The organism is Lactococcus allomyrinae, assembly GCF_003627095.1.
Taxonomy (GTDB): domain Bacteria; phylum Bacillota; class Bacilli; order Lactobacillales; family Streptococcaceae; genus Lactococcus; species Lactococcus allomyrinae.
On the sequence record NZ_CP032627.1, the window covers coordinates 1,839,761 to 1,853,120 of the forward strand.

General features: G+C 38.0%; 10 protein-coding genes. All 10 read right to left on the reverse strand.

The features are described from left to right. Nucleotides 1-20: 20 nt before the first annotated feature. Nucleotides 21-4,835, reverse strand: a complete 4,815-nt coding sequence (locus D7I46_RS08525) for an N-6 DNA methylase (RefSeq protein ID WP_120772514.1) — start codon at nucleotides 4,833-4,835, stop codon at nucleotides 21-23. Continuing rightward, entirely contained in the window at nucleotides 4,829-8,248 is a 3,420-nt protein-coding gene (locus D7I46_RS08530; protein WP_120772515.1) for a hypothetical protein, read from the reverse strand. The genes D7I46_RS08525 and D7I46_RS08530 overlap by 7 nt, the downstream gene beginning before the upstream one ends. Before the next feature lie 57 nt (nucleotides 8,249-8,305). After that, the gene (locus tag D7I46_RS08535; RefSeq protein WP_120772516.1) at nucleotides 8,306-9,817 is read right to left on the reverse strand and encodes a DUF3991 domain-containing protein; all 1,512 of its coding nucleotides are present in this window, start codon (nucleotides 9,815-9,817) and stop codon (nucleotides 8,306-8,308) included. A gap of 9 nt (nucleotides 9,818-9,826) precedes the next feature. Then, nucleotides 9,827-10,309, reverse strand: coding sequence for a single-stranded DNA-binding protein (locus tag D7I46_RS08540; RefSeq protein WP_120772517.1), 483 nt, complete (start codon nucleotides 10,307-10,309; stop codon nucleotides 9,827-9,829). Nucleotides 10,310-10,507: 198 nt separating this feature from the next. Then, entirely contained in the window at nucleotides 10,508-10,561 is a 54-nt protein-coding gene (locus D7I46_RS13810; RefSeq protein ID WP_240424534.1) for a hypothetical protein, read from the reverse strand. A gap of 183 nt (nucleotides 10,562-10,744) precedes the next feature. Then, nucleotides 10,745-12,013, reverse strand: coding sequence for a MobP2 family relaxase (gene mobP2, locus D7I46_RS08545; protein ID WP_120772518.1), 1,269 nt, complete (start codon nucleotides 12,011-12,013; stop codon nucleotides 10,745-10,747). Then, nucleotides 12,010-12,258 carry a hypothetical protein gene (locus D7I46_RS08550; RefSeq protein ID WP_120772519.1) on the reverse strand — a complete coding sequence of 83 codons (249 nt, stop codon included), beginning with the start codon at nucleotides 12,256-12,258 and terminating at the stop codon, nucleotides 12,010-12,012. The genes mobP2 and D7I46_RS08550 overlap by 4 nt, the downstream gene beginning before the upstream one ends. Then, nucleotides 12,252-12,704, reverse strand: a complete 453-nt coding sequence (locus D7I46_RS08555; protein ID WP_120772520.1) for a hypothetical protein — start codon at nucleotides 12,702-12,704, stop codon at nucleotides 12,252-12,254. The genes D7I46_RS08550 and D7I46_RS08555 overlap by 7 nt, the downstream gene beginning before the upstream one ends. After that, the gene (locus D7I46_RS08560; RefSeq protein ID WP_120772521.1) at nucleotides 12,698-12,943 is read right to left on the reverse strand and encodes a hypothetical protein; all 246 of its coding nucleotides are present in this window, start codon (nucleotides 12,941-12,943) and stop codon (nucleotides 12,698-12,700) included. The genes D7I46_RS08555 and D7I46_RS08560 overlap by 7 nt, the downstream gene beginning before the upstream one ends. Next, nucleotides 12,930-13,175 (reverse strand): hypothetical protein, encoded by a 246-nt coding sequence (locus D7I46_RS08565; protein WP_162930866.1) that lies wholly within the window; start codon nucleotides 13,173-13,175, stop codon nucleotides 12,930-12,932. Before D7I46_RS08565 ends, D7I46_RS08560 begins: the two co-directional genes overlap by 14 nt. Between the last annotated feature and the right edge of the window lie 185 nt (nucleotides 13,176-13,360).

The window sequence follows — 13,360 nt, forward strand, 5'->3', positions numbered from 1 at the left end:
GTTCAGGGCGTAACGATTGATTAGAATTCCATTTCTTCATCAATTGTTTTAATTTTTTGACTCGGAGTTTTAATCTCTTTCTCTACTGTATTTTTATGAACATTTTCTAACTCTATCGCTGTATTCACAGCTTCCAATTTTTGAGATAGACGCTGATATTCAGCTTCTTTTTCAAAAGGTTCATTGAGTTTTGATTTTAAGGTAACGATACTTTTTTCGATATTTTCAATTTTTTCTTGCTGATTATCTGCTTTCCCCTTAATAACATTTTTGACTAGATTGTCTAATCGTGTCAACGTCCCAATCCCACTTGAAAGATTAACGGGTGTAGAATAAGTATTTTTTCCAACTAAATAAGCCATTGGTTCTGCCGTCAATTCCGCTGCTAAATTAGGCTTAATCAAGAGTTCAAAACCTGCATACTGACCCAAATTTTTTTGTTCTGTTGCATGATAGGCCTGACTCGCAATAAACTCTCCTGCTTTTTTCTTTTCTGTAAAAGTAGAGTCAATCAAAGTAAGTTGAAAGTGCTCTGGACTTGACGTTTGATAGCTTGCTGCTATTTTCCCATCAAATAGAGCATTTGTGGCATATTGACGCATGAGTGGAAGATGAGCTTCTAGGCGTTCAGCCTCCCGTTTATCGGCCTGTTTATCGGCATAAAATGTAGAACGTAAGATGGACAAACTGGTGAGCTGATTTTCCAGATCCATTTTTTCTCGAATTTTAGGATTATTTGTCGCAATTGCTTTAATCTCACTCGCTGTCAATACGAGTTCGTTCAAATCTTCCATTGAGCGTCCCACATTTTTTCCACTTAAAATTTGTGTGATGTAGGTTAACTTTTTCTCTTGAACTTGCCACATAAAAGTATCAAAGGAGCCTTTCGTCACATAATGATGAATTTGCACCTCAGGATTGAGATTACCCTGACGTACAATTCGGCCATTACGCTGCTCGATGTCGCTAGGACGCCAGGGCACATCAACATGGTGTACCGCAATTAAACGGTCTTGGATATTGACCCCCGTTCCTCCTTTTTGCGTGGAGGCAAAAAGCACACGAATTTTTCCTTCACGAACTTTTTCAAAAAGTTCCGCTTTTTTCTTATCTGTAGGATAATCATGAATAAAAGCAATTTCCTTTTGGGGAATGCCTAACTCCATAAGACGCCTTCTAATATCTGCGTAAACACTAAATTTATAGTCTAAGTCTTCTGCATTTAAACTCACGTTCTTATCCTTACGCTCACTTTTCGGTGTTCCAATATCAGAAAAAATAAGCTGTGTGGAGTGTTTTTCCTTATTTTCTTCCCATATTTTATGCACCTCTTCAGCGACTTGTTGGCCTTTTAAACTATCACTAGGGTTATAGAAATCAGGATCAATCAAACGCATATCTGTCGCCATCAATCGTGCTTCTGTGGTCAGTTTAAGAAAATTATCTATACTAGGGTCAGAAGGCATATGCTCACTTCGCCAAATAAGCTGTTTCATAAAGGCAGCTTGTGCTTCCGTTAATTCGCTGGCATGAACAAAAGGCTTTCCGTCATTAGCAATCTCTGGAGTAGGTAAGTTGAGCATTTCTGCAGTTTGAATGTCCGCCACCGTGCTAAAAAGGTTCATTAACTCTGGTAAATTATTGAATCGAGAAAAGCGAGACACAGGCTTCCATTTTTGTCCTGTCTGGTCAACCTCATTTTTCGTTTCAATTTCTCCAAAGGCAGATGCCCATTCATCAAAATTAGAAATCCCATAGTCACGTAATTCCCTAGGCATTAGATATTTCATCATCGTATAAAGTTCTGCCATAGAGTTGGAGACAGGTGTACCCGTCGCAAAAACAACGCCACCTCCGTCATGAATTTCTTGAAGATACCGAACTTTGGCTAAAAGGCTACTTGCCCGTTGACTGGCTGTCGTACTAATTCCTTTAACATCTGTAATATTGGTCATGTAGCTCAAATTTTTAAAATGATGGGCTTCATCAAGAAAAAGGAAGTCAATCCCTGTCGCTTCAAAGGTAATTGGGCTATCATCTTTCTCAGTCTGCAGCTTAAGCAGGCGTTTCTTTGCACTTTTCTCCAACTGGATGAGTTGTTTAACCGTGCTTCGTCCCCCTTCTTTAGCTTTTGCGGCAGCTCGTGCTTCAACAATCTCATCAATTTCTGCTTTGATGACAGCTTCCTCACGTTCTTTGGTTAAACCAATTTTTCCAAATTGCTCATTACTCAAAATAACAGCATCATAATCTCCTGTTTGGATCTTGGTAACAAATCGCTTGCGATGAGAGACTTCAAAGTCTCGATAAGTTGGAACAATAATGTTCTTATCAGGATAAGCACGGAGTATATCCGCCGCAAATTGATTGAGCACTGCTTTAGGTACCACATAACAGGGCTTATTAATCGTTCCTAATTCTTTTAACTTCATTCCAGAAGCAATCATAGATAAAGTCTTACCCGAACCCACCACGTGAGCAAAAAGACCTCTTTTTTCTTGAATAACTCTAGCTACTGCATTTTTCTGATGTGCTCGAAGTGTAATGGTATCCGTCAGGCTTGAAAAAGTAAGATGTGAACCATCATACGTTCTAGGTACAATTGAATTAAAACGGTCATTATAAACTTGTTCCATAATCTGAGAGATTTCAGGCGTCTGATGAACAAAATCCTTAAATGCCTGCTGGAGCAGGATTTGTTTTTCTCTTGCAACAATGGTTAGCTCTGCATCCACAAAGGTTTCTGTCGTTCCATCTTCATGTTTAATCGTATTTTTAATTTTTGTATTTTTGAGATTGAGTAAATTTTCAAATAAATGAATAGGATTATAATTAGCTGTTTTACCCGAAATAACGAGGGAACGGTAAAGTGAACTAAGCTGCCATTCTGCTACACGGTTAATTGCTGTGGCATTTTCAATGTTATACGTGGCACGATAGGTATTGTAGTCCAGGCTCATTCCCAATCCATAACCATTATTTAATTTTTCTTTTAAGAAAGTTTGATAGATGGATAACGGAATCCAACGAGTACCAATCCAAAAATCAATCTGATGAATAGAAAGAGGCTCAGGCAATATAGCTTCGAGCGCTTGTTGATTTGAACTAAAGCGAGAATCATTTGAATTAAGAAATGGACGCAGCTGACTTATTTTCTTTTTGATATTTCCACTTAAATAAATGGAAGCAGGTTCATATTGCATGGAAATAGGATTTAAAAAGAGCTGTCCCTGCAGCTCTGATAAAATCTCCTCTGATGTAACTGACAGTTGCTCGCTCATAAAGTCTAAATTAACTTGGCCATACAGATTAAGTGAAACGTTCAAGGCATCTACCGCATTCTCAATTACAGGAAGTCCCTTACTTGGAGTAATCGTCTTCTTAAAGAAAAAATCGCCCTTCTCATAGGTGGTATGCCCATCTTCGTCGCGAACCTCATTCTCAATCGAAAGCAAACGATAGAAATTTATATCGTCCGCAAAGAGTTTGGCATTTTTTGAGCTATTAAGACAATTTCCCCCTTTGAGCGCCAAGTTTTTATCTTGAATAAAGTTATCATAGACACGGTTCAAATCAGAAAGTAAACGTTTAAAGGTTGAATCCTCTCCTTGTACAGGTGGCTGATTGAGTTGATAATCAATAATAGCTTGAACTTTTTCACTAATAGCAGTCATTCCCTTAAGTCGTGGGAGAGTCTTCTTGTCAAACTTACCACGAAAATTGACAAGCTTTGGTTGACCTTTTTGATCAAAAATCAATCGGTCATTCTCATCCACAGCTTGTTGAAATCCATCATCGTACCATTCTTGATTTTTCTCAATAATTCCATCATCAGGGTCATGAAAATAAACCTTATCGCCTACAATCTTATGGGTCTGCGGCGCTAAGTCCTTAACTTCATCAGGAAGAGAAAGTGAAAAATCTTTTTTTATTAAAATAGATTTTTCTATAATATTGTTTCTCTCTTCTTGGGTACCTTCAAAAAATGCTGGAACTCCAGGCATAAAAGAGGCTTGCTGCTCATAAGCCGCATGGAGGGAAGAAAGTAACGGTTGAGTTGGTTCTGGTACAACTGTGAGCGTTTTACGAAAATGATTTTGAACTTCATATTCTCCTAACACATACGGCGAACGACTAGATGAGAAAAATTGATTGACATCAACATCATGTGCCTCCTCTGCAGGAACGGTTTCTATCCAATCATCTAACTCATCTGACTGACCTTTTTGTAAAGTCAAGATGTCTGTAGCAACCTTTGTCCCTGCAATTGCTTTAAATGCTGAATTGGGGAGTCTGACCGCACTAACTAGCCCCATCTCTTGATGCAATTCTTGTCTAAGACTGGCGTTCGGTTTATTCATCGTACCCGTAGAAGTAATAAATGAAACCAAACCTCCTTGACGGACTAACTCACTTGATTTTTTGAAAAAATAGTCATGAATCAGATAAGGCTTATTATAGTGAGCATCCGTAATGGTAAAGTTAGCAAAAGGAACATTCCCTACAATAACATCAAAACTTTCCGACTCAAAGTCAATCGTTTCAAAGCCTTGAATTTTAATGTGAGCATTGGGATGCAAAAACTTTGCAATACTCCCTGTAATCGTATCTAATTCTATTCCATAGAGTTCACTATTTTGGCGAAGATGTGCAGGTAAACTACTAAAAAAGTTACCCGTTCCCATTGCTGGATCTAAAATACGTCCACCTTTAAAGCCTTGTCGCTCTAATTGAATGAACATCTCACGGATAAGCGCAGGATCCGTATAATAGGCTGTCAAGCTACTTTCTCGCATTGCACGGTATTCATTAGGTGTGACTGTAGTTTTCAGCAATGTTCTTTGCTTAACAAATTTAGTACGGTTCTCATCGAAAAACTCATCAGCAAGTCCCCCCAGCCTACGTATTTAGCTAAACGGCTCTGTTCGTCAGCTGTAGCCGCACGTCCTTCTTGTTCAAGTTGTTTGACAAGCTGAATGGCTTGAATATTTGCCTCCACTTTTTCTGTTGGAGTTTTCGGATAGAAGTTATCCAGGTTATCAGGGAAAATGAAGTCTTGACTTGGAAGCATGATTTCCTGCTTATTTTGCGGCTTCTCAACCGCTTTTACTTCTTGCACAGTTAAATCATCAGTCGAATCAAAAGAAGGCGTTTCTGGAGTTTCTGTGTCTTTTGAGACATCTCCATTATCAAAATCAAAAAGCGAAAATTCTTCATACTCATTATTAGGTACTTCGTTAGCACTAGATTGTTCACTCTCTCTATTTTCTTCTTGAGCTTCAACAATTACACTTCCCTCTTGTTCAGGTAAAAGTTCCTGTTTTACTGTCTGTAAAGCCAAATCAAATTTTTCCTCAAAATGTTCTACTCCTGAAATTTTATCAGCCAAGTCAGCTATTTCAAAATCTTCCCCATCATAGGTCACAAGCACTTCATTCAAAATTCCACCAAATGAAGCTTTGCAAAGCTGTTCTCCTGAAATAATATAATCATCATCCAAGTTCATCTTTTCTTTGATATGCTGGAATAATTCTTCAATGGGCAACTCGGATAACGGTTCTTCTATTTCTTTATCCTTAAGTTGTCCCTCAAATTCCTCTTTCCATTGGTCAAACGTCAGCATCAAATATCCATCATTTTCATAAGCTGGGTTGACAATGTTCTCAATCTCCACTTTATCTGCAGCTGATAGCCACTCAAAATGATAGGAGGACTGAGATGTGGAATGATTTTCAGCCTGTAACAGTTGATTAGCATAAAATTCATAGTATTGAATACGTTCTTTAAAATAAAATACTCTTCCACTATTATTAGTTTGAGCAAATTGGAATGAAGATATTTCCCCCAAATAGGCCGTTTTCAATTTTTCCAAAAAAATGTCTTTATCCTTTGATGCTTGTTCAGAAGGGATAACCCAGCTTTTCTCTGAGAGATACGGATGACCTTCCTGCTTTTTATACTGTTGAAAATCATTGAAATTAAAAAGCTCTGTTGCTGCTTCTATCGTAATCTGATTTTTCGTTTTAAAATCATCAATCGCCTCGTCCCACATTGTTTTTGTGTGCCCCCGCCTGATAAGATTAGCTTCAAAAAGATATTTTTGAGTTTGCCAAGAGCGTCCTTCTTTAATCAAATTTTCAGGAGAAGCCGTTTTAAGATAAGAGACATTGGCTCCCAATGTCTCCATATCTGCAATAAACTGTTCTTGAAGTAGTTTATCTTCATCAGAAAATTCCCGTTCATTTTGCGGTTTGACATTTTCTTGAAAGTCTACTTTTAGCCGCTCAACCATAGAACTTTGATTTTGTGCTGCAGACCGTTCAATTGGTACGGATAACCCATTCCTGGTGTAAAACTCATCTCGAAGGTCAAAAGCGGCTTGCGTCACCTTATTTTCAAAATCGGAAATTCCCGTTCGTTCTTCGGCGTACTCTAGCCCATTGAAGAAGTCCATTTTTCCCTCTAAATTCATCCTTACAACAGGGAGAGCCGTTCCATTTTCATGGTAGATGGCAAGTGCCACATCGGTTACCGATAAATCAGGGACATCAGGTAATGAGCCAATCGCAAACCAGCCCCTTTGTTGTTCGGGAATCAATCGGTCTCTTAACACGGTGAGATATTCGACTCGATCTAGCTTTGGCTTTTTATCCGTTTCTTCTCGTTCGGGATTACTGGTTTTCTCAACCGTTTCAATGTTTTCTGGAGTCTCTGGTTCAAAATGCAAGGTGCTCAATCCTTGCTCAAAAACCGCATACGCACGTGAACGAATAGGGGTACTCATAGGTTGAGTTTCAAAATATTCTGTACCAGAAGAGAAAGTGAAGACAACTTTGGAGTCATCATCTGTACCTAGTGCTCGACCGAGGTAGTGATAGCCCAGCTGAATGCTTCCTTTTGCTGTTTTCAGATCATAGACATCATAACCGCCTGACACATTGTGTCCTTGCGCTTTTAATTCCACCTGGTGCATATAGGACTCATAAAGCACTTTGTACGCCTCAATCATTGCGTCACGATATTGTGCTTCTCCTGAAATAAGAATAGTGGTAGATTTAGAAAGAACTGCAGCTGGAACTTCAAGATTTTCTGATTGAATTTTAGTTTGTTCTACTTCTCCACTAATAGATTTTTCTATTTTTGGAGAAGTATATTCTTCTAGTTTTAGAGTTTTAAACGTTAATTCTCCTTGTGTAACCTGCTCCAACTTCTCCCTGAATTCCTTTTGTATCGGAACTTCATCATAAGGAATTGTCAAATACAGATAACGAGCGGGAACTTCTGCGCCTCGATAAAGCATCTCTTCTCTAAGTACATCAAGATTGTCAATGACTTGACCATAATCCGACTCATAGAATGAATAATCAGAATCATTCTCTTCCATTTCTGCGAGGGCTTGACTACTTGTTTTGAGTTGAGAAATGACCTCTGTCATGAGTTGTGCTATTTCTGTATCATCAAGTGAATTCAACTCAAAGTTTTCCGAAATATTTTCCGAGTAAATTCCACCATTTGAAACAAGCTCGTGAAGTTCTTCTTCAAAAGAATGTTCCTTCTGTTGCTCTGCTAGACGGCTAATTTCTTCCATGCTATCTTTGATACTTTGATATTGACTTGTAGATAAATTATTTCCAATTTTAATCACACGGTTAAATCTAATGCCTTTATTAGTTAAGGCTTCAAAAAGTCGTTGATGAAGCACTCGAAATTGTTCATCATCGAGTAAATTGAAACTTGCTGCCAAATTATATTGAGCAATCAGAGGAACAAGTTTCTTTTCATTTTCACTAAGATACTCAAAATTAGCCAGTGTCCGCTTTGATAACTGAAAAAGATAGGCTTCATAATTTCCTGAAGGAAGTTTTGATGAATCATAGACCCAGCCTTCTAACTGCAGATAAGACTGCATCTGCTCACATCCTAGCATCAAATCTTCAAATTCTAATTCATGGTGCGCCAGTTGTGTCACGTCAAAATAGTTTTCTCTTTTACTATGTGGATTATTAAACTCTCGCAATGCTTGAAGTGCAATCTGTCCACGTCGAGGGACTGCTCCTAATTTTTCCCATTCTTCCCAGGTCTTTAAAAAACTTGCATGAGAATTTTGTCCATGAATTTGGATAAGTTGCTCAAAAGGTAAAATAAAAAGCTGACGATTTTGTTCTAGAAAATTCTTCAGCTGATTGGGACTGCTCTGAATATTTTGCAATGTTTTCAAATAAAGTGCTTTTAGTTGTTTGTTTTCCAAAGGTTTTCCTTTCCATTATCGACCAAGTAAAAAGCGGAGCAACATTGCTCCGCTTTATCATTCCAAATCCATCTCCAACTCATGTCGATGCGCTCGTTCGTATTCGTTACTTTCCTTCCTGTTCGTAATTCCTGCTGCCTTTAAATCTTCTTTGGCAATTTGCTGATAATCAAAGTTTTCTAGCACTCGCTCCAGCTCCCGTGGATTAGAAACATTAATGACAGGATTTTGCAATTTCTGAACTCTTTTTTTGAGGACATCATTCCAGTCTTTCTGAATATCTTTTTTGGGTTTAATGACTAATCGCTTTTTATAGGTTTGATTAAGGTCTTGCACAATCAAGGCAAAATTTTGATTGACTTTCGGACTTAATTCAAGATTATCCAACGTTTTATGCAAATCCTTATCATTTTTGAGGTATTCTCCAACAAAGCGATCAACTTGTTGAGCTAACTCGTCTATTGAAATCTGTGTCGGATGTGGTTTTGGCTTCTCTCCAAAGAACTTGAAATACCCTTCACGATTGGCCAGTCGTTTTTCCTGTGCAAAATTTGTTTCAAACTTATGTACAGCAAGAAGAGGGGTCAAATCAAAATCAACTCCCCGACGTGCTGCAGCTTCTTGATAAAGGGACAGTATTTCATGCGGCACAGAGTAAAAATCAGGAATATTGTTATAAAACTTCCCTCCACCTTCCGTCAATGCATTATGCTTTGCATATTCCGACCAGAATGCAACTCCTGCAGCATCATTATCAACAGAAATATAAATCCCATCACGAACAACATCTGGATTTCCTTTAGACCTAGCATAGTCTACAAGATTTTTGACTGTCTCAGGCTTTAAACCAGACATTGCACCATACATGACATCTCTTCTTGCTTTGGGATTAAAGGTAAAATAACTCATCGCATCAATAGGAGCTTCAAAAACATAAAATTTAGTAGGCTTTCCAAATGAAAAATGAAAACCAAAATTAGTTTCACTGTTCTGCGCAATCCCCTTGTAGGTTCCCCTCTTGCCAAATTTATCAAAACTAATATAAGTGCCTTGTACAGAAGCACCAACAATCCTGGTATCTTTTTTATAATGAAAAAGAATATTATTGTGTGCGGCTTCTTGTTCAATAAGTCTAACCTGCAAGAGCTTATCCACTAATGATGCTGAAATCTTACGTTCATTGACTAAATAATTTCGAGCGATTGTCTTATCAGAAGAAATTTGATAACGGTAAACAAAAGGCTCAGGCCTAAGTGCCTGAGCGGGTTTCATTACCGTATGATCAAGTTTAACAAAGTTATTATCTTTCAGATACTCCACTGCTTCAAGAAAACTTTTTTCTCCCCAAGTCATTAAGAAATCTAAAGGTTTCCCACCTTTTTGCCGCTCAAAGTCATAGAATGTATTAGTTGATCGATTAAAAGCAAGTTTACCATCAAGAGAATCCGCACGTTGAAATCCTTTACGGTCAACTCTATCATTGATGGTTAGCCCAATAGAATTGGCTACCTGAAAAATATCGCTGCTATTGAGAAGACGCAACTCCTCATCTGAATATTTTTTGAACATCTCTTCTCCTTACCATTGATAGTCATCTTCTATCTCATCAGGAACCATATGCGGATTGAGTTGCGTTGTTTGTCCTGCAAATAAACTCATATCATCGAGTGACAGTGGCTCTTTTGTTGGTGTTGACACAGCTTGTGAAACAGAAGGAGCTACTGGCGCTTGAGAATTTTTATTTTGAGCGGTTGAATCAAGCATCTCAAAATCTTCCACTAAAAACTCAACGACGTTATGTGTCACGCCTTCCTTGGTATATTTTCGTGAGGTAGGACGACAGACCAAGCAAACTCGACTTCCCTTTTTAGCATAAGTTGCAATCAATTCTGCTGTCTTACGATAGGCAACCATTCTGAAAAAATCTGCATCACGTGTTCCGTCTGTATTTTTATAACTTCTAGGAACTGCTACGTTAAAATTCGCACTAGCATATTCCCCGTAATTTAACAATACATCCTTTGTCAAACGCCCTATCATTACAGTTTTACTTGTACCCATTTTTTTATCTCCAATCTCTAATCAATAAAAAAAGCAGCGTATATTCCTATGGTTCCGCTGCTTTGACTTAAATTCAGTTTGTGGTATAATAGAGATATAAAAAGGACTGGTTGGTATCCAGTCCCCTATGGCCGCTTTAAGAACGGTAGCCTTTCATATTACTTAATAAAAATAATCGTTACGGGCTAAAGTAGACGATTATTTTTTATCCTTGTTATTAAGCAACAGCATCAATGTCGCAAATGCGATCATCAGTGACAATGCTTGATATACAGACAAATTTTTCGCCTTTCATGTTTTGTGAGGTTTGGCCTACAAATTCCATAGGCATCACCTCCAATCAGGCTACCGTCTTTTAACTTCCACATTTCTATTATATCAAAATCAAACTATAAAAGCTAGTAATCACAAGGGTTAACAGCTTTTTTCTTTGTTCTAAATTTCTGCTTCATCTTTCTCCTTTTCCAGTTCCCTTTTAAATTTTTCTGCTGCGAATTCTCGTTTTTGTTCTTCCCAACTTTTGTCAAACATTGTCTTAAGTTGATGTTCAAGCTTATAATTTGGACGAGAAAATCGTTGTTGTTTCCTTTGTTTTGGTAAATGGTCTAACTCAACTTTGCCATATCCTTTGATATGATACTTCTCTTTGAGTTTTTCATCATAAGTATTGAGTTCTTTGAGCAAATCATTCCCTAATTTTGTATAAAGTCCGTCTTTACCATAGAGCTTATTCTGTTTATAATCCTCTGCCCGTGAGTCGCCATAGGCTTCCTTGAAATAGGTCACTTGCTCATCTAGCAAGTGATTAAATTGTTTAAATTCTTGCTTGTAATTTTTCTCAATGTAGCGCTCGACAAATTGGTCAATCGTAGCTCGGTAGGGTTCCATAGCAGACATTCGGTAATGCCACAAACGTTTATCAGAAGGCAGTGCTCGATGTAAAGCTTTGAACTCCTGGCGTGCGCTCAAATCAAAAAAACCAACCAACGGCTTGTTTTTACTTGTAATAACATTACGCTGCAGCTCAGAGAGTGCTCGCGACTTTTCAGAGTTGTCAATCATATGCTCTAATATCATACTTTTAAAACGTTCATAAGAACTTTGCTCTCCTGCTTTCTGCCTACGAGTACCGATATAATCACGATAAACACGTCCTTCTTTCGTACGAAAAGTACGCATGGAACGAGTTGGTTCAGGCTCGACAATTGCAATATGAATGTGAATGTTATCTGTATTATAATGGATGGCACCTGACCAAATTGCTGAATTGCTCATTCCCTCACGTGCTAACATATCTGTTATAGCAAGCCGTGCCGCTTGTTGTAGCTTCGTATCATCTAAAATTCCTGTTTTAGAGTCATAAAGGCCATACTTTTCAAGGAATCTGTTGTCAAAACTGACAACATCTTGCCACATTAAACTATGGTTTTGTTGGGCAACTTGAAATTGAGCTTTAAGCTGCTTTGTTTCTTCTTCCGTCAGTGCATCACTGTTAGATGAAAACAAATTACTTGCTGCTTGTGGACGCCCCATATAGTCATTATAGGTAGCTAAATCACTCTCTTTTAAATCATCAAAAGCAAAAGTATAACGTTCATAATTGGATGCTCGTGTTGCAGAATCTCGATCCATGTAGTTGATGTAGTCCGCAAACTTTTGACTGACACTTGATACGAATTTCATCTTATAAACAATTCCAATCATGATGACGACTTCGACTTTCTATATTCCATCACAACGATTTCAAGCACTATTGGTAACAAAATTAAAAAGCCGAGTATAGACAGTAGATTGTATAATAAGGCGTTCCAATTCCACACAAGAATTGCCAAAACTTGTGTGAAGATAACCCCAACAAAGTAGAGAACAAGCCTACGTTTCATATTCCGCTTAGAATAGCGATGTTCAAGCCATTCTAAAATAAGTTCTATTTTTTTCTTTATCACCATTCGTAATCCCCTTGCTCTATTTGAGGCTCGACTATAGGGCCAGGAGTAATTTCAAGCTGATCATTAAAGGTGCGATGCTGCATCACATTATCCAACATTCGACGATATTCACTGTCAAAGTAGCCGATAAGAGGATGCCGTTTTTCTTGCAGAGAAATAGGTTGAGTGAGGTTCTGACTAAAGAGCCAAGTATTGAGAATTCCCAACATCATATCCGTATTTTTTTGTGCCTGACGAGAGGACAATTTTATCCCAACCAAGTCATTTTTATACTTTGATAATTCCTCAGTCAATTCCTTATTGCGTTCTTCAAGTTGCTTGTTAAGAGCAAAGAGAGTGCGAAGTTTTTCAAGCTTGTTATCAACCGAAAAATAATCAAATAATTCATTATCTCTACTTTGATTGATACGGATATTAAATTCTTGTGTTTGATTTTTTTCTACCATTCTAACCCTCGCTTAATTTCTTCCAATTGGACACTGTACTGTTCTAACTTATCAATCAATTGACGTTCTACCGCTTCATAATGATTAGTGCGCTGCACCAACACTTCTGCTTCACTAAGACGACGTAGGAGAAGCCGCAAATACTCCTCACGAGTCTGCCCCTTCCGACGTGCCAAGCCATCAATTTTTGCTACTACTTTAGCATCAAGGTTTCTAATTTTAATATCACGTGTCGCCATACAATTTCTCCATGATTTGCATAAATAACCGATCAGTTTCTTCCAACTTCCGTGTAACTTTCGCTACGATTTCATTGAAATGTTCTTCCACCTCTGTGAGTATTTTCTGCTCGAAAAGTTGTTCCACAACCGTACGCAAATAAGCCTCACGAGAAAGATGTTTTTGTTTAGCTAGATCATCAATCACAATCAGCTGCTCATCTGGAATATCTCGAATTTTTGTGTAAGCCAATTGTTGCCATCCTTTCCTTTTTTGATAAGACAATTCTCATTTTTTAGAGATTTTGCCTTTTTCTAAGTGATTTCTCTTAGTTTTACTAAAGAGCATAAGGGAACTTGCACCCATTTTATGGGTGGAGGCGCAGTGCGCCTCGTTTTAAAGTGGGATCATAAAATCTAAATTAGGTACACTTTAAG

Coding starts and splice junctions, on each gene's coding strand:
- D7I46_RS08535 (WP_120772516.1), bottom strand. CDS start 9,817: ATGTTCAAAAAATATTCAGATGAGGAGTTGCGTCTTCTCAATAGCAGC.
- D7I46_RS08540 (WP_120772517.1), bottom strand. CDS start 10,309: ATGGGTACAAGTAAAACTGTAATGATAGGGCGTTTGACAAAGGATGTA.
- mobP2 (WP_120772518.1), bottom strand. CDS start 12,013: ATGATTGGAATTGTTTATAAGATGAAATTCGTATCAAGTGTCAGTCAA.
- D7I46_RS08550 (WP_120772519.1), bottom strand. CDS start 12,258: ATGGTGATAAAGAAAAAAATAGAACTTATTTTAGAATGGCTTGAACAT.
- D7I46_RS08555 (WP_120772520.1), bottom strand. CDS start 12,704: ATGGTAGAAAAAAATCAAACACAAGAATTTAATATCCGTATCAATCAA.
- D7I46_RS08560 (WP_120772521.1), bottom strand. CDS start 12,943: ATGGCGACACGTGATATTAAAATTAGAAACCTTGATGCTAAAGTAGTA.